Genomic DNA, 21,539 nt, shown 5'->3' on the forward strand with positions numbered 1-21,539 from the left:
TCGATATAATCCTTCAGTTCCGACAGGAACTGTCTGACCTTTACCTGAGTATTGTTACCAATCTCAATTTATGCCAGAAACATTTCGCACGATTAACGCACCCGTTTGTTTAAGTACACTTTTTCACAAACTTAGTTTATTTAACGAAATAATTCTTATTCATTACGGGAATGCTGCCTCGTAGTAGCATAAGAAAAAGCTGTCTAAATGACAGCTCTGATTTTTTGCTATTGCACCTTTCAGCTTAATAAGAAATCTCCTTATTCAAATACAACCATTTCTCCGACATCTATAAACCCAAAGCGCTTATAGATATTTTTCCCATCTTTTGATGCTTGTAAGACAACGGGTTTTTGTTTATCTTTTGTTTGAGTAAGAAGGTATTGAAACATTTCACTGCCATATCCTTTACTTCTAAATGTTTCTTTTGTCATAACATCATAAATACCATAACTTTCTTTGCTATCTATTAGTAAACCAGTAGATACAGTTATTTCACCGACGCGTCCAATAAACATTTGAATTTCAGAATCTAAATTTACTTCAGAAAACTTATTAAAATAATTTTCTAACGCATCTTTTTCTGGTGTACCTTCAAATAGGCTTATAAAAACCTCTTTATATTCCTTAAGTTCTTCCAAATTTCTCACATGAGTAATCATAAGCTGATGGGACTTTCTTTGACCGACATTAAGAGTATTTTCAAGTTTCATCATTACATTACGTTCTGCTTCTTTTAGGCCGTATTCTTGCATCAGGTCTTGCCAGCCAGCGTTCAAATACCGGGAGTCAATCCACGTACTAAAGGGATATTCTTTAAGAGACATATTTTCGATACTACTTCTAATATTAAATGCATTTTTTATATGTGAAGAATTCGGCAAAAGTACATTGAATGTATCAGTGGGTATTTCTGTATTCGCCAAAACGAAATCTTCTTCTTTGATAAACTTTCCATTAACCGCATGAGTGAATATTCTTATTTTTTCTTCAAGATTGTTTATAACTAATTGTTGATTTGCAATCATTTCTTTGCTCCTTAAAATTAAATACAGCGCGCGCTTTTTTTTATTATAGGAGCAAATCAATTATAATAAAACATTGTTCACAGTTTTTATATCCTCCCATAATTTTCAGAAAACTTAAAGGGTACTTGTTTATTTACTCCACAATCTGGCCGATTGTTGAAAGAATGATTCGCATACTTTCAAGAACTTTATTATTTTTTAAACGACTTTATTGTAAAATTATACAACTTTTTTGTCACTGTACACTTAGAGCAATGTTACATTGCTATTCAACTAACCTCCTTTAGCACAATAAAAAACTTTAACAAAAAAGCATCAATCCTTCTAGGATCAACGCTCCCCTATTATGGAAATTCCTTTACTATTTCTAAGACTTCTATATTGTCATCTATTAAAGTTTCTATTAATTGATCTTTACCAAGTTTATTACTCCAATAATAATCTGCATTTCTTTCATTTTCTTAGGAATTAACAGCTCCGTCAAATACATTATACGCCTCACCATCAAATACCTTACCATACGATTATAGTTCAAAAGCTTCTTAATGGTTCATTGTCAAACCGGGAAAGACGATGTTGTCACTAGAGAAATGATATCGGCACATTCGTCCAAAAATGGCCATATATTTTACAAATCGTTGCCACTCTCAAAATTGTGGCCTCACTCGCTTCAACTATCCGTCAACCCTACCGCTGAACCGTTTGATCGCTTCCTCGGTCACCGGCTCGAAGAGGTTAACGAGGTTACCGTCGGGATCACGGAACAACATAGCGCGGTTCCCCCACGGCATCGTGGTCGGTTCCTTTACCCACTCGTCAATAAACGGCTTTAAACGTTCGTATTCGGCATCGACATTGTGGACGCGGAATTCGATGATGACAGTGTGATTGCTGGCGGCTATTGCGGAACCAGTGCCGAACAGAGGCACCGTCTGCGAGTGGCCGATTGCCAGGGTGCACGATGTCAAAACAAGTTCTGCAAAGACAGGTGCGGGGCGTTCCGCCGAAACACCCAAGACTTTTTCATAGAACTTAACAAGACGATCCAAGTCGTCGGTAATAATGCGTACAGAAGCAAAATTCATGAGATACCATCCTTCCTATAATAAATGATAAAATATCGTTTCATATCATTTTTGGCCAGTACCAGCGATGCTATCGTAAATCGCAAAAGGTTACGAAGTCATGTTTTTTCCATTTTAAGTAACCTAATTTGCGGGTTAACCGACGTTCGTTGGTTCTACCCATGTTTAAAACTGTAAAGGCTCGATTTAATCAATAATTATTCCATTTTTGGTTTAACGACCATCCTTCCATGCCTGACTACTGTGCAATTGGTCCATAGTGATATGAATTATCCTTTGCAAGACATAATTCGCATTTATCTCCCACTCCTTTACGTTTACTTACTCCGATTATAAAAAAACACTACTGACAACAGTATGTCAGTAGTGTTTTAACATTTTTTTGGCTTCCTCACGAATCCGAATTCGGAATGATTCGGGCTCCAATACAATCACTCCCGCTCCCCATCCAAGCACCCATTGTAGCAATTCGTCTAGTTGACGAACGCGTAAGATCACATACAATCCATCTGGATGCTCTTCCATATCCTCTATATAATGATAGTTCGACTCCCTCACTTTATCTACGATGTCATGGTTAAATCGAAGGCGAACTCGCAAGTTCCTATCATCAGGAGGGGTGTACTCCCTTAAGTTAAAATGCGCCGGCAGTTCGAATCGTTCTTCCAGATCGATAAGTTCCGTCATTCGGGACAAGCGGAAGTGGCGAATGTCTTGGCGCAGATCACATCGAGCTACGAGCATCCACGATCCTTGAATGAGCACCAATCCATAAGGAGCAACGGTACGAACACTATGGTGATTTCCCTCGGAATCTGCAAGTCTTTTTGCATAATGAAAGTTTATCTTACGCTCGTCTAATATCGCTCGACGGATCCTTTCTAGATATTTCTTTTCTTTTGACCGCGTAACCTGTTTATCGGAAATGAGCAAACGCATAGCCTTGAGTACATGAGAAGTTTCATTGAGAACGCCCGACGGAAGAATGGCCTCGATTTTGCCACGAGCGGCTTGAGCCCTGACACGATAATCATCATCAAATTGTTGTTCGATAAAGTCTGTTCCAATCAGTAGGCTCACAGCTTCTGGTACCGTGAAACTGATAGGGGGCAGGAAATAGCCTTCCATTAAGGAATATCCTGTCCCAGGGGCACCTATGATTGGCACGCCAGCTTCACTCAGCGCCTGAATGTCGCGGTAGATGGTTCGCACGCTAGTTTCAAATAGGGTTGCCAAATCTTCGGCACGTACAACTTCTTTACGTTGCAACTCCAGCACGATGGCTAACAATCGGTCTGTTTTGTTCATCGGTTGCCCCCCTTGAAGTTTATTACAAAATAATATACCACATCTTAATGGAGAAGATAATTTAGTGACTCTGGAGTTGTTGGACATGGCTGTGTAATGGCAGCGCTATGAGGGAATCTCTACAAAATAAGGGCAAAGCTTCTGTTGGAGTTATTCCGTTAACTGGCAAGAATGTTGAACATAAGTTAACTTTGTTCTTCAACTCTATTGCTTTGTTTCTTCAATAAGAAAAACCGAATCTCTTATTAATGGAACGGTCAATTCTGTTAAACTGCTACTTTAGCTTAATGACTTCAACAAAAAAGCACTAATCCTTCTTCGTCTAACGCACCATATACTTTAAGTGTGTTACTTCACAATCTTACTTTTAAATATATATAATTCTATTAAGACTATCCCTTAGCTTTTCATTATAATTAATGATTTTCTCCATATTGTGAATGATTACCTTCCTTAAATAAAAAAAGTAATGAAATTAATCATTACCAGTTACCATCGTGAAATTACTATCTTCACCTTTTTTAGCACCAGGATGGATTGTTTTTGTGTTGTTATTTCTTCTTCGCTTAAAATCAACCGTAAAAGCTAATAAAAGAACACCAATAATCATAAAAAAAATCCAAATTATTATAATCACCTCACTAATAATTGTTGTATAGTTACATTCTATTCATTTAATTTAGTTTGAGTATCAACGTTCAGTACATTTTTTATTTGATTTATGAGTGTTTTAGTTGGTTACTTCTTTAAACTAACTTGTCCGTTAATTTAAGAAGAAAAGAGACGCTTATTCCGCAGTTGCGCCCTACAATCGAATAATACACTGAAGTTAAAGAAACTAAAATTAACCCTGTATAATGAATACAGGGCGTTGATCACTCTTATTTGAAACAATCATTCTGACCATGGAGAATCTAAAATACAATCATTGGCCAAATAAGAAAAAAAGCTTCCTTTTGTATCCTGTGAGGATATACATTTATTCATCATAAAACCCTAAAATCTTTCATACTTTCTCCAAGAATATAGTGTGAAAACCACATCAAATTCTGCTTCATAATAGCCACTTTAATTCCAGGCTGATCAGAACTATATGCCATTCCTTTAAATATAATTAATTCTGTATCAACTTCCATATCCCTTAATCCTTGATATAGCTCATATGCATTTGAAGTTGGAATTCTTGCATCCTTTTCGCCATGTTGGATTAAGGTAGGAGTACAGGCTGATTTAATATATGTCATTGGTGATGTTTTAGTATATATCTCTGGATCATTCCATGGATTATTTCCTAGATACATCCTAATAAAGTAAGGTATATCTGTATTTACATAGTGGGTACTCCAATTAGTAATTCCACCTCCAACTGAAATAGCTTTAAATCTACTACTATATGTAGAACAAAAAGCTGATATATATCCCCCATTGCTCCATCCCATAACCCCTACTCTATCTTTATCTACAATCCCTTTGTCAATTAGTTTATCCACTCCAGATATAACATCATCGTAGTCAGCAATGCCCAGTTTTCTATAGTTTGCTTTTAAGAATTCATTCCCATAACCAGAACTTCCCCTGTAGTTTGGTTCTAAAACGATAAAGCCTTTTTCGATAAACTGTTCAACAGGATATTTCTCATTAAAACAGTCTGAAAATATCGGGAAGGATGCCCAAGCCGGACCACCATGAATTATCACTAATAAGGGATATTTTTTATTTGAGTCAAACTCTACTGGGGTTGATAATACTCCCTCTATTTCAAGGCCATCACTACTTTGCCATGAGATTATTTCCCTGTTACTTTTAAGCTTTACTTTGAAAAAGCTATTTTCATTCGTTATTTTTTTATCATCTAAATAGATTTCAAAGATTTCATTTGTAACAGCCTTATTATAGGATATATGATTTCCATCCATTGTTATAGAAGCATCCATTATAAAGCTATCTACTTTTTCGCTTAACATTTCCACAGTGCCATCCTCAGATAGCAACCCAATAAGATAATTAGTTTTATTCTGCCATCTAATTAAAATTCCTTTAGCTGTCCACCGTAATGGAATAACCGTACTATCAAAATCTGTTAATGGCTGAATTAGCTCTCCATTATTAATATCATATATCTCTAATGTACTGTCTTGTATATGGGTCTTATAGCAATCCTTCTCCCTTATGCTTGCTGAGTAACATATTTTGCTGCCTTCAGGAGAAAAGCAAACGCTCCCTCCCAACAACTTATCTATATTCATCTTTTGTAGCTTTCCAGCTTTAATATCTAGTATGTATAGATCTCCATTAATATAATCTGCCATATTTGGGCTTGGTGTAGCCATTAATACAACCTTTTTCCCGTCATTTGAAATATCAAATTCATGGATATGAAAATCCTTACCATCCGTTAGTTGATAAACAAGGCTATTTTCGTGTTCATATTTATCATTTTGTATCACTTTTTCTATTTCAATGTAATATAAACTATTATTCTGGTATTCCTTACCTATATGATGGAAATCTCCATATAGTTCCTTACGTTTCTTTATCGCCTCAGATTCTTTTGATTGTGCAACATAATAAAAACCCTTGCCAGTTGGCTCCCATTTAAATTTACTGACTCCTTCTTTCTCACCCGTAATTTGAACCCCACTATGACCATCTATTGACTTAACAAAGATCTGATTTTTCTTATTATCCCCGTCACCAACTGGGCTAAGGTATGCGATATCTCTAGAATCTGGAGACCATAATGGGTATGTACTATCTATATCCCTAGTCGTTAATGGGTAACACTGCTCCTTATCTTTTTCATATATCCATACATGATTCCTATATGTATTGTCTTTCCAGTTAGCTGTTTTTTTAACAAATGCTACGTTTTTGCCATCATCACTTATATTTGTACCTGATAAGGTTGGTAATGAAATAATCTCTTCTATACTTAGATATGTTTTTTCATTCATTTTTATAAATCCCCCCTCGTAACTGTAATCAAATAGGCATAATCAAAATATTAATTTATCATTTCTTGTTCAAGCTTATTTGTCTTTTTTGACGTTTTTAGACGATGACATTAGGGTTGAATGGCGATTATAATGATTCAACTTTTCGTCATATACACAAATAATTTTTATTATTGCTTCCTCAACAAAAACTACCCGTTACTTGTATAAATAAATTCATTACCCATCAGTACATCGCTTTTTTTTATTTGTTTTTCTTTTTTGGCGAAAATTAAGAAAGAACTTCACCATGACAACACCGAAAAACCAGAGAAAAATCCCGATGAAGCTGATGGAATAATTGTTGCCATAGTCGGAGTTCGGTGCCAACCAATCATTGTGCAGAAGTTTGCTTAAGGCGCAGAGGAAAAAATAAAAGAAGATAACAAGAGAAACATCTATCTTTTTCCATCTGCGTCTTCGGATATTGATAAAGGAAAAGACACACATAAGCACAAAAAAAATATGCCAGCTCGACAATTCGACCACACCCTTTCCGTTTCTTGATTTTTTAAAAGTTTCTTACAATTATATTATCGATATTCCTTCTTCAAGTAAACTTCCCCTTAAGCTCAATAAGAAAAGGAGATGCCGCCGCAACTCCTTGTTTCACTCAAGCTCCCGTAGTTGAATAACTCATCAATTCTTTTTTGCTCTTTTTCTAATAAATAACTATTCTATATAAAATTTGGCTCTGTTTAAGAACAATGTTGATATTATGGCATATTTAGTGGAGATCCTATTATGGTTCCCATACTTCACTTCTTAGAATGTTATGACTTACAGTCTTTAGCAGATAATATTCCCTCATAAAACTTTTTCGATTTAGTTTTATAGTGCTTTAAATCATAAAAATACCAAACCCAATTTAATGTGAACATTGGTAAAGTAATCCCGGTAATAATAACAGCTTTAAGTAATTCTCCATAACTTTTTTCAAAAATTATCCTAAAAAAATTTAGGTATGGCCCTATTAACATTAGTCCATAGCAAATATGTGATAATAGACTTGGTTTCATTATCTTTTCAATATCTTCTAATGTGATTTCACTTGTTTTCTTTTTTCTCATATAAATACTCCTTTTTTGTTACATAATATAAAGCTGGGGTATGAAATCCGCGAATAAGTGAGCATTTAAGAGATATTTGTATCAAACTGAGGGAGTTCAATAAGGTGCAGTTAATCAAAATTAAAAGAGGCTACAGAATACAGTAGCCTCCCTTTAATATGTCTCAAAAATAATCTTTCCTGTTTGAGAAATATCATAATCACCCAGGGAATTAACCTCAGTCTGAAACTGATGAGAAGATAATATATCCTTTACTATATTTATTAGCTGTTCGGTTTCGGTTGTTTTAAGTATAACCAAGTCATAGCGTTCTGTTATCAATGGAACAAAGTCGACTCCAACCATTTTTGCAGCTTTTTCAATTCCTACTCCAACATCTGCTATTCCAGTGGAGACAGCGGTAGCTACACTGAAATGATTTGATTCTTCGTGGTCGTATCCCTTAATGTCCTTAGAAGGAATTCCGTGGATTCTGAGCTGCTCATCAAGTAGAATCCGTGCCCCTGAACCTTTCTCTCTATTAATGATTTTGATATCCTGATGTTTTAAATCAGTCCAAGAGGTAAGGTTTAAAGGATTCCCCTTTTTAACGTAAAATCCTGCTCTTCTCGAAAGTAGATTGAGTAAGATATAGGGATAGTTAACTAAAATTTTCCTTATGTAAGGTAGATTGTATTCTCCTGTATCTCCGTCAAACATATGCAAACTAACGATATCGTATTCCCCATTGTACATAGATATAAGACTATTTAAACTTCCGGTATAAGAACGTAATGGTTTATAAGGTGAGTTTTTCTCGATGTGTTTACCAAGTATATCAAGAACCATGTCTTGTCCACTAATCACAATATTGTAAGAATCCTTTGTTTTATTCCGGTGAAGTTCCGGTTCAGGTGCTTGAATTTTTGTACTTTGATTGTTTTTGTGACTGTTAATATACATATCCAAGTCTTTTGCATCAATTCTCATCTGTCTTCCTACACGGAATACAGGAAGTTCCCCTTTTTTTACAAGGTCATAAAGGGTTAATTTTGATACTTTCAAAAGTTGTGATACCTCTTCAATCGTATAGGAAAGCTCTTTTGACATTTACACCCCTCCACCTTGTATTCTAAGTTAATGTTTTTAATAAAGTATATTTATAATTATATATAAAAAACGTGATTTTTCTTACAATTTTCTACATTATAATTAGTTATAATTAGTTATAATTGATTATATCTAATTATAAATGGGGGATGGATGATGAAAAAATTAAATCTTTTATTTTTCTCTATGATGATACTTTTACTCGTTATTTCTGGGTGTTCAACCAATGAACAAACTAAGACATCAGAAGTACATAAAAAAGTAGAATTGACAATTTCGGCTGCTGCAAGTTTACAGGATGCTTTGACTGATATTAAAGCTGACTTTGAGAAAGAACATCCAAATATAAAATTAAACTTTAACTTTGGAGCATCAGGGGCATTGCAACAACAAATTTCTCAGGGTGCACCTGTTGACCTTTTCTTCTCAGCAGCAGAGGACAAATTTCAAAAATTAGTTCAGGATGGACTTATTGAAAAGAAAAATGGAACTGATTTAGTAGGTAATGATCTTGTATTAATAGTACCAAAAGGTTCAAATAAAGGGATAAAGAGATTCGAAGACCTTACTAAAGCGGACAAAATATCAATTGGTGCCCCCGAGTCTGTACCTGCTGGACAGTATGGGAAGGAAACATTAGATAACTTAGGGGTCTGGAAAGCTATTGAAGGGAAAGTAGTATATGCCAAAGATGTTCGCCAAGTGCTTACATATGTTGAGACGAACAATGTTGACGCAGGGATTGTATATAAGACAGATGCATTAACATCTAAAAAAGTAGATATTGTTGTTACCGCAGATGATAACACACACGAACCAATTATTTATCCAGTAGGGGTAATTAAGAATAGTCACCATCTTAAAGAAGCCCAACTTTTCTATCATTATCTACAAAATGATAAATCTATGAAGACTTTAGAAAAGTATGGATTTAAGGATCTATAATAATTAAAGATGACAGACAGTTTTTCGGACTCCTGTTAGACTATCCATTGAGATTTCATTTATATGAAGTTATCTTGGTTAAACTTAATGAACATAAGTTCTTTATTGATCATATCGGCATTCCTTTAAGTAGGGATGTCGCTTTTTATTCAATACAATATGAATGGGAAATATTGTACTTATAAAACGAGTGCTTTTGTTGAAGAAGAAATGATTAAACTTTATTACAAAAGCTGATATTTAATCAAGCGGAAAACCGTCATTTTGATCAATTTCATTGCAAAATAACGGTTTTCTAATTGCTGTTGTATGTGGAAGAGAAGTGAGTTTTTAATATCAAACATTATTTTCAAGATACATTCATCCGTGAAATTCACTCATTTACCACTTGGCAAAAGTTTATTTTCTTTTCAAATCGAATGGTCTAATTTCACGAATATCAATATCCATTGGCAACCTCCGATAATATAAATAATCTTTACTTAATTGCATTTCTCCAATAAAAATCCAATGAACTTTACAATAATTCCTTCTCCACTATACTGCCCCTATTGTTACAATGAAAAAAGCTACTCTTCAGTAGCTTCGTACTCAAAACTTATTAAATATGTCTTCATGAAAAGTTTTTTAATGCAACAAAAATTAAAATTGAAAAAACAACTATTAAAAAAAATATAAGTGCATTACCAATTAATGCTATCCATCGAATAATGCCTTTACTAATAAAAAAAGAAGTTACAAATCCTATTATTGTAAGTAACAAGGCAAATAAGATCAGCACAGGTTCCCATTGATTTTTAATTTTCATTAATAAAATTAAAACAATAGATAACATTAAAGATAAAATTGAATAATAATTTTTCATATCCTTTCCCCATTTCAAAATTTAAAATGTCTATCAATTCTTTAACATATTTTTAAAACAGGTAAACTTGAAGTCTAGGATAAGATTTTAAAATGATTTGCTTTATTATATGTTCGAAATCAGTGGTTGAGAATGCACTTAATAAAACTACACAACATGGTCTCATCTTTAAACGATATTAATGTCACAATTCCTATTAACTAATGGTGAAAATTTATTTATTTCCTTTAAATGAAACGAATCTGTCCTTAAAAACGTCTAAGACTCAAAGAGTGTCCCTTATAATAATTTATACAGTATCTTTTATTCTTACGGTATTAGTAAAATGCAAAGACTACCAATTTCATTTATAATTTTAAACGAAAGGAGAGGTCGTACCTTGCAACGATACACTGTAATTAAAGGTCATATATCTAATTACCCTGACCCAATAATCTTAAGAAAAGAACAAGAAGTTTTGTATGGAAAACAAGATACCCAATTTCCTAATTGGATTTTTTGTAAATCAATTTCTACAAATAAAGAAGGTTGGGTTCCGAAGCAGATTTTAACTACTCCAAATAACCATGGTATAGCAATAGCTACTAAAGATTACTCCGCTCATGAACTAACAGCTAATCAAGGTGATATTCTATTGGGTTTAGAGCATTTAAATGATTGGACATACTGTAAAACAGAAAATGATGAGTATGGTTGGATTCCTACTTTTTGTTTATCTGAACTATGAATCTGGTTATATTAATCAGGATAAATACCTGATTTTACATTTTGATTCGCATTTTTCGTCCATTGCGAAGTTAATAAACAACTTCTTCTTCAACTTTTCTGCCCCTTTACTTCAATAAGAAAAGAACATCCCTTATTAAAGGAATGCCCCCGGTAGTTGTACAAAACACACTTGAAGAGACACCTCTAAAAAACAATAACTAGATAAGTCGTAAAACAGTTGTATAAGTAAAATAAATCATCAATACAATACAAAATATCATTCTTTTTTTCATTCCTTTTTCCTTAGCAGAAAATGTCATCGCAAGAAGAATGGAATTAAACGAAAAAAAAACAATGATTCCAGAACCTTTATAAGTGAATGGTTTAAATTGAGCAACTGTTGCACAAACAAGAAAAATCATTACACCTAAACACCATAGTATTGGAACTTTATATTTTTTTATAAATGTAAACAACGTAAATTCATCCTCCAATTATATTTATTAATATAATCGAGATAATTATATCTATAAAATCGTTTCCTGTAACTTGGAGTAATTTAACCTTTTTTATAAATTTACTCCTCCATACTAAAGTAAACTACTTCTTTACTACAATAAGAAAAATACATCCCTTACGAAAGGAATGCCCACGTTATTACATTAAGCATAAAGTCACCCAGTCCTTAAAATAGTATTTAACATTAGAGGTGTGTCCTTATGAAAAACTTCTATTAATTCTTTGCCGAAAATAGATATTGTCTTTTCCCAGGGATGACCTAAAAATCCCCAATTGAAATCCTTTTGAATAAAGAAATAATAATCGCCATTCGGGAAAATAGGAATAATCCATTCATTAAATTCGTCTCTTGGAAACTCTAAAAAGGGATTAACCCAATAACACGGATGCTGCCAATCTAAAGTATAAAAACGTTCATGATTTGAAGTTACATTTTGAAAGGATGACAATGCTTTTTCTTCGAGGTCTGCATATTGGAAATCCCATTCATTTTCATCAAGGGACCCATTCAAGAAAGTAGAAATATCGTATGTGATGAATGGCTCTGGCACATCAAACGATGGAAACCTTGAAATACTTGGGTTATATTGAAATTCTTTATATACTCTCTTCCACACTTTTTCCACTTCAGATGGTGCAAGTTCAAGCCAATTATTAATATAAATCCCCCCAAAAACACCAAGTCTCATATAAGGTTAATTATACCATTTCTTATTGTGCTAAACTGCCCCGTTCGTATTATAAGGTTAACCAGAATGCTAAATATTTCTGGTTGACCTTATTTATTTTGGTCTTATTATATCAGTAGCCAGGGTAGAACGTAACTGCCCGTGGGGCCTTCGACCCCGTCAGCTAAACTGTTCGCCCCCTACTTGTAGAAACATGATTGAGGCTGGTTGGGACGTAGATCTCGTATAACAAGCGAAGCTGTGATACTGCATGGAGGAATTAGGGGTTACTGGCAAATTACTAGTTTAGGAGGAGATTTAGAATGAATCCAGTCGTAGGTCTGGATATATCTAAAGGGGAAAGTCAGGTTCAAGGATTTCTAGATAAAGGCAAACCATATCGTAAGAGCTTTAAAATAGACCATACTCTTGAGGGGCTGAGTTCACTTTTAGCGTTTCTTGAGGATGTTAAACAAGAGGCTGGGGGGAAACCTTCAGTAATACTAGAAGCTACTGGGCATTATCAAACATCAGTGGTTCAATACTTGGAGGAACGAGGATATTTATTAATTATCATCAATCCATTGATTTCATATAAGGCAAGAGGGTCCAGTTTGAGAAAAGTTAAGACAGACGCCATTGATGCTTATCTCCTTTGTGAGTTGTTTTATAAAGAGGAATTAGAGCCTTATAAAAAGCGTGGTGTCCAGTTATTGAACCTTCGAAATCTCACAAGACAACATGAAAATATTACTGGCGTAATGATACAAACAAAACTTCAATTTCAAGCAGTACTTGAACAAGTATTTCCTGAATATATAGGGGTTTTTGGTGATTTATATTCGGTCGTGTCACTATTAACTCTTTCAGAGTTTCGCTCTACTGAGGATATTTTGAGGGCAAGTGAAGAAGAGATTACAAATAAAATAAACGAATTATGTAAAAGTAGATCTATTAGGTGGGCAAATGAAAAAGCGATTCAGCTTAAGGCTGCAGCAGCCCGTAACCCTTTTGAAAAGACAGTTTATCAGAGTCATATTTTAAGTCTTAGTATGTATATAAATATTCTTCTTCAATACAAAGAGCATCTATCAAAGTTAGAGGCAGAGATAGACGCCCTAGCTAAAGAAATTGAAGAATATATTATCATCCAATCTATCCCAGGTATCGGAGAAAAGATCGCTGCAACGATTATTTCTGAAATTGGTGAGATAGGTCGATTTAACAATCCTAAGAAACTTGTAGCTTTCGCTGGAATTGATCCTAGTGTATTCGAATCTGGTAAGTTTACAGCCACCAAAAATCGAATTACAAAACGAGGATCTAGTAGGCTTCGTCATGCCTTATATATGGCAGTTCGTTGTGCAATTCGTGATTGTCGCAAGAAGAAAACCACTGATGAAATCATCCCTCGCAACAAAAAAATGCGGGAGTTTTACGACAAGAAGCGTGAAGAAGGAAAGCCTTATAAAGTAGCTATAATTGCATGTGTAAATAAGCTCTTACATTGGATTTTTGCCCTGTTAAAAAGCAAAACAACTTTCCAAGATATAGATTAAAATCTATATTTAACTAAACAGTCCACAACTTTCCATTAGATAATGGAAGGTTATTTAGCATGCTCATTTTTAGTATAGCATGAAAGATTTTTAGTTTTTAATGAAAAATATTGACAAACTATTAGCTGGTTTAGTTTAAGTGAAACGGTTCACAATGGTAGTGCATCATTTCCTTTTTCCCCACTTGAACCTCTTTTTAAAATCATTGTAACAATCAGGACATATCCAATAATACTCATCATCTGTCGCATATGCTTCATTGATTATATCTGGGTGGTTTTCATCCATAATCTTCTGCCAACAAAACTCACAGTGTTCGTGGTCTGTTTTTGTGGGGGTAAATTTCTTTAGGGTAAGAGTTTTTCCAATCAAATATTTTTCTTGGATAGTTAGTCTCCAATCATTTTTAACCATCATATTAACCCCTCTTCCTATACATAAGCACCCAATTTGTTTAAAAAGAAAATTACTATTTTTTATCAAAACATTGTTTTCTCAAATAGTAAAAAATAATTACTAAAGGATGTTCTAACTCATTAAGTTGAATTTTATCAAATCTCCTTTTCCCTAAACGGCGGTCAATCAAAGAAAATGCCTTATATATAGGATTGTTGGAGGATAGGGCTTCCTCATAAAGAGTATTGATATAGTTCCAAATATTATTTGTAATGTGGCTTGTTTCATGAACACCATGTTTCATTATTTCTTCAACTTTTTTTGATTTAATTTGAAGTTATAATAATCTTTGTGAAAGGCATGCTTGATTGCTTCCTTTTCATACTTATCAAATCTATTAGAGTTATCAAGTAAGGTAGAAAGATTAAGTAAAACAGCGAAGATAAGCAGTGATAACAGAATCCATTTTGTAGCACACTTTTATTTGATTAATCCACTCCATAAAGGTTCTGAATCCTTCTTGTGTATTATCAAAAAAACAAGTAGATCCAAGTTCCATTCCTCGATAATCTTGTGCTTGAGCCACATGATGATGTTTAGCGATATCAATACCGATTATTAAGGTTTTAGGTGTAATTTGAGCTAACTTATGATTTTGGTAATAATTCATGAGAGGCCTCCAAATAGATGTATTTGTCCTTTTATAGCTGGCCAGCTTAGGACAGGTTCATCTTATCAAGAGGTCTTTTTTTATTCAAATCTCATTTTCAGTTATTACAGGAATGCTGCTCCTTTAGTTGAACAAGAAAAATGCCCTTACCCCTATGAAGTAAAGCCCCCATTAGTTGAAGTAGAAATAATCATTCTTGTTTCTTAAGTTTTATTGTTTCTTTCTTATCTAACCACTTTATCTCTAAAGTAATATTATCAGATGGTTTAAAATCAAATGTTTCTGAATTAAATTCCGATGCTACATGGAAGCTTCCAATACCTTGTAAGGCTTGAGGATAACTACTGCGAGATGAATTATGATTACCAAGATTCAATACATACTCTATTTTGCCTACATTTTTCGATGCTTGTTGTGCTTGTTGTTCCTTAACGGTTGCAGTACGATCAATAATATGCTGAATATACAATGATTCGAAATAAGATGTTTTTATTTTAGATATTGTTACAGTTCCAAACCACTCTTTACCTTCACCAAAATAAAATACTTGAGACTTTACCTTTGTATTCAAATCCGCTTTTGACTTATGAAGATCATTCTTGGAACAACCAACATTTATAAATAGTAGAAAAATAAAACAATACAAAATTATCTTCTTCACTTTCATTCACATTCTCCCCAATCCCCGATTCCTTTTTTCCTTTATTCGATGTTTTACATCACAATTCCTTCTTTCACTAAACTCCCCATTACTTGAATAAGAAAAAAGGCCTTACTCTTATTTGAGTAAATCACCCTTTACTTTAAGTACAAGACTTCACAATCTATTTTCCACCTCATTAAACTCAATCCCTAAATGTGTTGTCCATGAAAAAATGACGCCTTCTTATTAACGAAAAGCGCCAGATTGTTGAAAATAAAGATAATTATGATGAATACTGCTGATAGTTTATTATTTGTAAATTCTAGGAACCCTCTGACCCAAATTACTAGCAACTTCATACGATATGGTTCCTAACATATTTGCCACTTCATCTAATGATATAAAATAATTTCCTTGACCTCCATAAACTACCACCTCATCACCAATATTTACTCCCTTAATATCAGTAACATCAATCATACAAGAATCCATACATATTCTACCGAATACAGGAGCTTTTTGTCCGTGTATAAGAACGTAAGCCGTTCCAGATAATCGCCTCGAATATCCATCTGCATACCCAATCGGTATAGTTGCAATAACGGCTTTATCTCTTTCAATTTTAGTTGCTCCATATGATATACCATACCCTTTCTCAAGTGCCTGGATATGGACGACTTTGGTTTTTAACTGCATCGCTTGTTTAAGATTAACTTTTGCTTTATTTACCTCTTTAGATGGATAAAGACCATACATTGAAATTCCAATACGGACCATATCGTAGGTCATGTCTGGCATTTCTATTGTTGCAGCACTATTCGCAATATGGAATAGGGGAATAGAAACTTTTCGTTTCTCTAATTCTTCCAATAACCTCTTCCATCGGTTCTTTTGTATTTCTGCATACCGTTTGTCGGCTTCATCTGCGGTAGCAAAATGTGAATACACGCCTTCTAGATAGAGCCCATCCATTTTTGAAACGATATCGATAAAATCACTTGCTTCTTCTGCTTGAAGTCCTAATCGTCCCATTCCTGTATCGACCTTGACGTGAACCTTTGCCTTTTTTCCTAAGATCTGCCCAGACTTTGATAGAGCTTCTGCATGTTTCATATCAAAAATAGATTGTGTTAAATCCCAATGAACAACATGATTCGAAGCTGAAGGAAGTGTGTATCCAAGTATAAGTATAGGTGCTTGAATATCTGATTTTCGTAGTTCAATAGCTTCTTCTAAACTGGCCACCGCTAAATAATCGACTCCACTATCAATCGCTTTTTTGGAAACCTCGACAGCACCATGTCCATAACCATTCGCTTTTACAGCAGCCATTATTTTTGTTGAGTTAGGTATTATTCTTCGAAATTCACTAATATTATGTGAAATATTGCTAAGGCTAATTTCAGCCCATATCGGTCTATACATCATTTTCCCTCACTTTAGGTGAAAATTTTATTATCTAGTCATGTAGCTAATTAAACGAAATACCTGCTATTGTACACTTTGGGAAGCAGGCTATTTTTCGTCATCCCAGGCTTCCATCACATAAGGGATACCGTTTTTTGAACGGTGTAAAGCTGATTGATAATAAAAAGCTGAGTTCTAGATGGAAGCTTTTTATTATCAATCATTTGCTCACTGGTTATAATTCTTTTTAGATATTCCTTAAGTTAAATATCTAAAGGACGGCCGTCTTTAAACTTATAACCATTAGATACTACATTCATCCCTTTGTTAAATTTTCACATATCTGCACCAATACCAAAAGGTCCACTAAATATGTATTTTTACGGTCTTGTGGTAGGGTGTGAAACCATTTGGCCTAAACAAATAATGACGCATCCTTTGTTAAAGAATTGCGCCAAATAGCTGAAAAGCTAGTTATTTTAAAACGATAAAGAAACACGGAGGACATTCCGATATTTTTCAGATACTTGAAGCACCACAAACCTTCCGTTTTCGAGGCACTCCGTATCTGACCTCTCTTTCATCCTACCCCTAAAGGAGTAGGCTTTCACGTTCGAGGAGTTATGTAATTGAGTCTTTTTACGTACTTTATTACAATATTACTCGGATACTGGAACTTCGGTATACGTAAGCCAATCGATACGTTTTAATGTCCGTAACTCCTTAAAATTCCCATCCTTATCTACCTCAAAAAGAATATTATTCTCAGGATAATCATCAGATATATGGGCTAGTCCCAATGTGTCTTTAGAAACAACCTCCACATTTATAAAATAATTTCCTTCAGTCAACACTTTACTTTCTTTTAAATTGTTTAAAATTTCACTGACTCTCGGGATTTTATTTTTATTTTTGTAGAGATCAAACTGATAATGGAAATTAATCACTGCCTCATTATTTAGTGGATCTGGCGATTCATCCGCTTCCCTTACAAGCGATGTTAGTAATGAGCTCGTATCTATATTTTGTTCCTTTCTAAATTCACTAATTAGGTTATTTTCTTGGTCTTTTTGAATACTGAAGTCAAGAAAATAATTTTTTAAAGGTTTATATTCTTCTTGTTCCACTTCTCCTGGTTTATCCATTAAATGATATTTCTTAATTATTTGATTGGATACCTTCAAAACTTCAGGATGCTGCTGAATATATGCTTTTTTAAATAGTTCTAAATAAACATCATCACTTTCATCTGAAATAAATTGATTGTTTCCTCTACCAAATGCTAACGTGACATTTACATTATAAGGTTTATTGATTTTTACATAACCATACTTACTAGAACCACGCTCACCATCATTTTCTGCTCCTAGTATTATGTAGTTGTTGATGCCGTAGTTTTTTAAATGAAGTTTCACATTCTTTTCGACAAATCTTTTAGGAATTTCGCAGCCCGTTAACAACAGAACCAAAAAAGCTATTATGATAGTAAGAAACTTTTTTAATAATTTAAAATACATGAATCAAATCCTCTCTACTATTTTGATACTATTTATTTAAAAATTCTTCATTCCGTATAGAAACTCCTTCATGCACTGACCTGGCCCGATACCCCACTAAGAAAAGCCGCTAAATTGATAGCTTGATCATTAGCTGGAAAAGTGGGTTAGTTGAGGAGGAATGCGAAAGGAGGTAGGAAAATAACTCCAGTTGATATTATTTCACTCAATAATTTGTTATAATAAAGTGGTTTTAACAATATTGGGAGGGAAAATAATTTTTATGTCAGTCGAAGTAGGAAGCAAAGTACAAGGTAAAATCACAGGTATTACTAATTTTGGAGCTTTTGTAGAATTACCGGGGGGCTCAACAGGTCTTGTGCATATCAGTGAGGTTGCAGATAGCTATGTAAAGGACGTTAATGACCATCTCAAAGTAGGCGACCTGATTGAAGTAAAAGTAATTAGTGAGAAAGATGGAAAAATTGCCTTGTCCATCAAAAAAGCTATTGATAGACCCGAAGAACAAACCTCTTCTTTTTCACAACGCCCTCCAAGACAGCGAAGAGTGGATAGTCGTTCAAAAGGCAATTTCAAACCCAAGGAAAGTTTCGAAGATAAAATGGCTCGTTTTTTAAAGACTAGTGAAGAGAATTTGTCTACTCTCAAACGTAACACTGGAGCAAAGCAGGGCGGAAGAGGCGGAAGACGCGGGTAAGGTACTACGATTTTTAAAACTATCTAATATAAATAAAGGTAAGCCTCTATAATAAACTGGCTTGCCTTCTTTATATTATCTTTTTTCGGCTTAGGTCATTAAGAAAATTCCTGAAAGAGGGGTTACTACTTATCTCCATTTAACCTGAAAGATAGCCTTTTTTTTAAAAAAACTTCCATCAATAACAGTCTTGACGTCTTACTAAAGCACTTGTTTCGTTTAAGTACAATACTTAATAAGCTATTTGCTGGCTTTGTTCAATACATATATCATTTTAGATTATTGGCTTTACTTTAAAAGTGAGTAAACATCCGTATCATATGATATATCATTTTGATACATATACTTTTTTAGCGTACCTTCCTTTGTGAAACCCAATTTTATTAATAGCTGACTCGAAGCTTTATTTTCAACAAAAACAACTGCACCTATACGCTCTAATCCAAGTTCTTGAAACCCATACGAAATTACTTTATCAACAGCTTCACTAGCATATCCATTACCCCATTTTTCTGGGAAAAGTGCATAGCTTATGTTCGCTCTTTTATGTTCAAAAGACCACTCCTGTAAACCAATGGTCCCAATAATTGTACCTGTTTCTTTTAGTTCAATGCCCCATTTTACTCCATTTTTTTCTTTAAATTGTCCTGCGAAATTTTTAATGATTTGTTTTACCTGCTCTGTACTTGTTAGAGGTTTCTGACCGTAATAACGTAATACATCATCATTCGAAAAACACTTTAATATATCTTGAGCGTCATTTTCAACTAATTCCCTTAACATTAATCGTTTCGTTTCAAGCATAGGAAACATTCTATCACCCCTTACATAAGCATTGAAATGTATTAATTTTATGTATATACACTAACATAAAATTCCATATTCTTTTTAGACTAACCTGCACCTTTACCAGAAAAAAAAGAAACCACCTCATGCTGTTAATTATAGCAATAATTTCATAAATTTCCTTATGGAACTATCCAGCTCCGTTAGTCGAATAGCCTATTATTTAAAAAATTATTACTTGAAAGGACTATTACTAACCCTTTGAATGGGTTCGATACTTTCAGTTTATGTGATGGAAATTAGGTGTTGATTTTAAATAAAATCGTACCGTTTATAAAAAAGTTAAACCGTTTTGAAAAGAGTTGCACCGTTTTGCCCCTTTAGATATGCTTTATCTGAAGGGATTTCCTGTGGTAAAAGTAATATAAGATTATGCCGCTAACGGGATAGATTACGAAAAAAATCCTGCTTATTTGACACTAATCAAATTGGGGACATGAAAACCCTCAAAAGGGAGTTGGAAATACTATGGAAATTAATAATCCTGCTTTCAACTATGACAAACATGGACAAAAATATTCTGGATATAGACAAACTGATCCGAGAATCGCAGAATATGTTTATGCAGCCTTAGGCTCAGCGAAAACGGTGTTGAATGTGGGGGCTGGAGCTGGTTCATATGAACCAGAGGACAGATATGTCATAGCAGTTGAACCTTCGAGCGTTATGCGTTCTCAACGTCAGGAGGCACAAAAGGTTCCAGCTATAAACGGAACAGCAGATTCATTGCCATTTGATGATAATTCCTTCGATGCTTCTATGGCAATGGTTACAGTTCATCATTGGCCGGACATGCGCAAAGGATTGAATGAATTACGGAGAGTTACACGAGAACGAGTTTTAATCATGACCTTCGATCCGGACGCCTTGGATGATTTTTGGAATGCTCATTATTTCCCGGAATTAATTGAGGTGGAAAAAGCACGTTATCCTGCGATAGATTTCATTACCGAAGCACTAGGAGGGAAATGTGACGTTCAAACTATTCCGGTTCCCTTTGATTGTGTAGATGGATTTCAGGAGGCTTTTTATGGGCGACCTGAAGCCTTTTTGGAAAAAGAAGTTCGACTATCGCAGTCAGCTTGGGGGTTTTTACCCGAAGGAGTTGAAGATAAACTTGTAAAGAGGCTTTCAGATGATCTTAAATCTGGTGAATGGGATAAAAAGTATGGAGAGTTTAGAACGAAATCTAGTTTCACCTGTGCGCTTCGACTAATAATAGCCACTCCGTAAATCAGTGAACTATATGGGATTAACGAAATCAAGTACCCCATTGTTTAATTAACACTGTTCAATTAACGGGCGCGATTGTTTAAGATCAACAGTAGAAAATGATCAAACTTTATTATAAAAATTGCATAGTTTTTCACAAAGAGTTAAACCGTTTTGATTAATCATTTTTTAAAACGGGTTCTTTTAATTTGGCTCTTTTCGTAAACTTTGTTGCTTTTTTGACAACTTTGAAGAGTTCAAAGATCAAACCAGTTTTGAGGTTTCGAACGTGCCCGAAGTCAGACGAAAAGCGG

The 21,539-nt window shown here is 34.2% G+C and carries 21 protein-coding genes and 1 pseudogene; 5 read left to right on the top strand and 17 right to left on the bottom strand.

Annotated elements, in window-relative coordinates; all coding sequences use genetic code 11:
* Nucleotides 1-260: 260 nt before the first annotated feature.
* From AC3WJF_RS16215 to AC3WJF_RS16245, 7 genes are all read right to left on the bottom strand, one after another.
* Nucleotides 261-1,028, bottom strand: coding sequence for a GNAT family N-acetyltransferase (locus tag AC3WJF_RS16215; RefSeq protein WP_492454036.1), 768 nt, complete (start codon nucleotides 1,026-1,028; stop codon nucleotides 261-263).
* A gap of 674 nt (nucleotides 1,029-1,702) precedes the next feature.
* Nucleotides 1,703-2,113: a VOC family protein gene (locus AC3WJF_RS16220; RefSeq protein WP_492454038.1), complete on the bottom strand. Its 411-nt coding sequence runs from the start codon at nucleotides 2,111-2,113 to the stop codon at nucleotides 1,703-1,705.
* Nucleotides 2,114-2,473: 360 nt separating this feature from the next.
* Complete coding sequence (locus tag AC3WJF_RS16225) at nucleotides 2,474-3,421, bottom strand: helix-turn-helix transcriptional regulator (protein ID WP_492454040.1); 948 nt, start codon at nucleotides 3,419-3,421, stop codon at nucleotides 2,474-2,476.
* 475 nt (nucleotides 3,422-3,896) lie between these two features.
* The gene (locus AC3WJF_RS16230) at nucleotides 3,897-4,031 is read right to left on the bottom strand and encodes a hypothetical protein (protein ID WP_492454042.1); all 135 of its coding nucleotides are present in this window, start codon (nucleotides 4,029-4,031) and stop codon (nucleotides 3,897-3,899) included.
* Between the two features lie 376 nt (nucleotides 4,032-4,407).
* Nucleotides 4,408-6,381 carry a S9 family peptidase gene (locus tag AC3WJF_RS16235; RefSeq protein WP_492454069.1) on the bottom strand — a complete coding sequence of 658 codons (1,974 nt, stop codon included), beginning with the start codon at nucleotides 6,379-6,381 and terminating at the stop codon, nucleotides 4,408-4,410.
* An 806-nt stretch (nucleotides 6,382-7,187) separates the two neighbouring features.
* Nucleotides 7,188-7,484 (bottom strand): hypothetical protein, encoded by a 297-nt coding sequence (locus AC3WJF_RS16240; protein ID WP_492454044.1) that lies wholly within the window; start codon nucleotides 7,482-7,484, stop codon nucleotides 7,188-7,190.
* 153 nt (nucleotides 7,485-7,637) lie between these two features.
* Nucleotides 7,638-8,573, bottom strand: coding sequence for a helix-turn-helix transcriptional regulator (locus AC3WJF_RS16245; protein WP_492454046.1), 936 nt, complete (start codon nucleotides 8,571-8,573; stop codon nucleotides 7,638-7,640).
* Nucleotides 8,574-8,729: 156 nt separating this feature from the next.
* Here AC3WJF_RS16245 and modA point away from each other — a divergent pair, with 156 nt between their 5' ends.
* Nucleotides 8,730-9,518: a molybdate ABC transporter substrate-binding protein gene (gene modA / locus AC3WJF_RS16250; RefSeq protein ID WP_492454071.1), complete on the top strand. Its 789-nt coding sequence runs from the start codon at nucleotides 8,730-8,732 to the stop codon at nucleotides 9,516-9,518.
* A 613-nt stretch (nucleotides 9,519-10,131) separates the two neighbouring features.
* On the opposite strand, the gene AC3WJF_RS16255 is transcribed toward modA, so the two are convergent.
* On the bottom strand, nucleotides 10,132-10,383 hold the full coding sequence (locus AC3WJF_RS16255; RefSeq protein ID WP_492454048.1) for a hypothetical protein: 252 nt from the start codon (nucleotides 10,381-10,383) through the stop codon (nucleotides 10,132-10,134).
* A gap of 379 nt (nucleotides 10,384-10,762) precedes the next feature.
* On the opposite strand from AC3WJF_RS16255, the gene AC3WJF_RS16260 reads away from it, so the two are divergent.
* The gene (locus AC3WJF_RS16260; protein ID WP_492454049.1) at nucleotides 10,763-11,110 is read left to right on the top strand and encodes an SH3 domain-containing protein; all 348 of its coding nucleotides are present in this window, start codon (nucleotides 10,763-10,765) and stop codon (nucleotides 11,108-11,110) included.
* 199 nt (nucleotides 11,111-11,309) lie between these two features.
* On the opposite strand, the gene AC3WJF_RS16265 is transcribed toward AC3WJF_RS16260, so the two are convergent.
* Nucleotides 11,310-11,567 carry a hypothetical protein gene (locus AC3WJF_RS16265; protein ID WP_492454051.1) on the bottom strand — a complete coding sequence of 86 codons (258 nt, stop codon included), beginning with the start codon at nucleotides 11,565-11,567 and terminating at the stop codon, nucleotides 11,310-11,312.
* A 198-nt stretch (nucleotides 11,568-11,765) separates the two neighbouring features.
* Entirely contained in the window at nucleotides 11,766-12,269 is a 504-nt protein-coding gene (locus tag AC3WJF_RS16270) for a DUF2716 domain-containing protein (protein WP_492454073.1), read from the bottom strand.
* A gap of 332 nt (nucleotides 12,270-12,601) precedes the next feature.
* On the opposite strand from AC3WJF_RS16270, the gene AC3WJF_RS16275 reads away from it, so the two are divergent.
* On the top strand, nucleotides 12,602-13,837 hold the full coding sequence (locus AC3WJF_RS16275) for an IS110 family RNA-guided transposase (RefSeq protein ID WP_492454053.1): 1,236 nt from the start codon (nucleotides 12,602-12,604) through the stop codon (nucleotides 13,835-13,837).
* Nucleotides 13,838-14,002: 165 nt separating this feature from the next.
* Here AC3WJF_RS16275 and AC3WJF_RS16280 read toward each other — a convergent pair whose 3' ends face one another.
* From AC3WJF_RS16280 to AC3WJF_RS16305, 6 genes and pseudogenes are all read right to left on the bottom strand, one after another.
* Nucleotides 14,003-14,254, bottom strand: a complete 252-nt coding sequence (locus tag AC3WJF_RS16280) for a hypothetical protein (protein WP_492454054.1) — start codon at nucleotides 14,252-14,254, stop codon at nucleotides 14,003-14,005.
* A gap of 52 nt (nucleotides 14,255-14,306) precedes the next feature.
* On the bottom strand, nucleotides 14,307-14,564 hold the full coding sequence (locus tag AC3WJF_RS16285; RefSeq protein WP_492454075.1) for an SF0329 family protein: 258 nt from the start codon (nucleotides 14,562-14,564) through the stop codon (nucleotides 14,307-14,309).
* Nucleotides 14,565-14,735: 171 nt separating this feature from the next.
* Nucleotides 14,736-14,903, bottom strand: a pseudogene (locus AC3WJF_RS16290) (IS110 family transposase); the annotation flags it as partial.
* A gap of 190 nt (nucleotides 14,904-15,093) precedes the next feature.
* Nucleotides 15,094-15,570 carry a hypothetical protein gene (locus AC3WJF_RS16295; RefSeq protein WP_492454055.1) on the bottom strand — a complete coding sequence of 159 codons (477 nt, stop codon included), beginning with the start codon at nucleotides 15,568-15,570 and terminating at the stop codon, nucleotides 15,094-15,096.
* Nucleotides 15,571-15,855: 285 nt separating this feature from the next.
* Nucleotides 15,856-16,974: an alanine racemase gene (gene alr / locus AC3WJF_RS16300; RefSeq protein WP_492454056.1), complete on the bottom strand. Its 1,119-nt coding sequence runs from the start codon at nucleotides 16,972-16,974 to the stop codon at nucleotides 15,856-15,858.
* Between the two features lie 638 nt (nucleotides 16,975-17,612).
* Nucleotides 17,613-18,470 carry a hypothetical protein gene (locus tag AC3WJF_RS16305; RefSeq protein ID WP_492454057.1) on the bottom strand — a complete coding sequence of 286 codons (858 nt, stop codon included), beginning with the start codon at nucleotides 18,468-18,470 and terminating at the stop codon, nucleotides 17,613-17,615.
* 262 nt (nucleotides 18,471-18,732) lie between these two features.
* On the opposite strand from AC3WJF_RS16305, the gene AC3WJF_RS16310 reads away from it, so the two are divergent.
* A complete protein-coding gene (locus AC3WJF_RS16310; RefSeq protein ID WP_492454058.1) occupies nucleotides 18,733-19,167 on the top strand; it encodes a S1 domain-containing RNA-binding protein in 435 nt (144 codons plus the stop codon).
* Nucleotides 19,168-19,455: 288 nt separating this feature from the next.
* Here AC3WJF_RS16310 and AC3WJF_RS16315 read toward each other — a convergent pair whose 3' ends face one another.
* Entirely contained in the window at nucleotides 19,456-19,980 is a 525-nt protein-coding gene (locus AC3WJF_RS16315; RefSeq protein ID WP_492454059.1) for a GNAT family N-acetyltransferase, read from the bottom strand.
* Nucleotides 19,981-20,481: 501 nt separating this feature from the next.
* Between AC3WJF_RS16315 and AC3WJF_RS16320 the strand changes: the two genes are divergently transcribed.
* Entirely contained in the window at nucleotides 20,482-21,246 is a 765-nt protein-coding gene (locus tag AC3WJF_RS16320) for a class I SAM-dependent methyltransferase (protein WP_492454061.1), read from the top strand.
* Nucleotides 21,247-21,539 lie beyond the last annotated feature (293 nt).

It is taken from the genome of Heyndrickxia sp. FW510-T9 (assembly GCF_058781025.1).

Excerpts from the sequence above, each read along its gene's own strand:
- AC3WJF_RS16215 (WP_492454036.1), bottom strand. The coding sequence starts at position 1,028 with ATGATTGCAAATCAACAATTAGTTATAAACAATCTTGAAGAAAAAATA.
- AC3WJF_RS16220 (WP_492454038.1), bottom strand. The coding sequence starts at position 2,113 with ATGAATTTTGCTTCTGTACGCATTATTACCGACGACTTGGATCGTCTT.
- AC3WJF_RS16225 (WP_492454040.1), bottom strand. The coding sequence starts at position 3,421 with ATGAACAAAACAGACCGATTGTTAGCCATCGTGCTGGAGTTGCAACGT.
- AC3WJF_RS16230 (WP_492454042.1), bottom strand. The coding sequence starts at position 4,031 with ATGATTATTGGTGTTCTTTTATTAGCTTTTACGGTTGATTTTAAGCGA.
- AC3WJF_RS16240 (WP_492454044.1), bottom strand. The coding sequence starts at position 7,484 with ATGAGAAAAAAGAAAACAAGTGAAATCACATTAGAAGATATTGAAAAG.
- AC3WJF_RS16245 (WP_492454046.1), bottom strand. The coding sequence starts at position 8,573 with ATGTCAAAAGAGCTTTCCTATACGATTGAAGAGGTATCACAACTTTTG.
- modA (WP_492454071.1), top strand. The coding sequence starts at position 8,730 with ATGAAAAAATTAAATCTTTTATTTTTCTCTATGATGATACTTTTACTC.
- AC3WJF_RS16255 (WP_492454048.1), bottom strand. The coding sequence starts at position 10,383 with ATGAAAAATTATTATTCAATTTTATCTTTAATGTTATCTATTGTTTTA.
- AC3WJF_RS16275 (WP_492454053.1), top strand. The coding sequence starts at position 12,602 with ATGAATCCAGTCGTAGGTCTGGATATATCTAAAGGGGAAAGTCAGGTT.
- AC3WJF_RS16280 (WP_492454054.1), bottom strand. The coding sequence starts at position 14,254 with ATGATGGTTAAAAATGATTGGAGACTAACTATCCAAGAAAAATATTTG.
- AC3WJF_RS16295 (WP_492454055.1), bottom strand. The coding sequence starts at position 15,570 with ATGAAAGTGAAGAAGATAATTTTGTATTGTTTTATTTTTCTACTATTT.
- alr (WP_492454056.1), bottom strand. The coding sequence starts at position 16,974 with ATGATGTATAGACCGATATGGGCTGAAATTAGCCTTAGCAATATTTCA.
- AC3WJF_RS16305 (WP_492454057.1), bottom strand. The coding sequence starts at position 18,470 with ATGTATTTTAAATTATTAAAAAAGTTTCTTACTATCATAATAGCTTTT.
- AC3WJF_RS16310 (WP_492454058.1), top strand. The coding sequence starts at position 18,733 with ATGTCAGTCGAAGTAGGAAGCAAAGTACAAGGTAAAATCACAGGTATT.
- AC3WJF_RS16315 (WP_492454059.1), bottom strand. The coding sequence starts at position 19,980 with ATGTTTCCTATGCTTGAAACGAAACGATTAATGTTAAGGGAATTAGTT.
- AC3WJF_RS16320 (WP_492454061.1), top strand. The coding sequence starts at position 20,482 with ATGGAAATTAATAATCCTGCTTTCAACTATGACAAACATGGACAAAAA.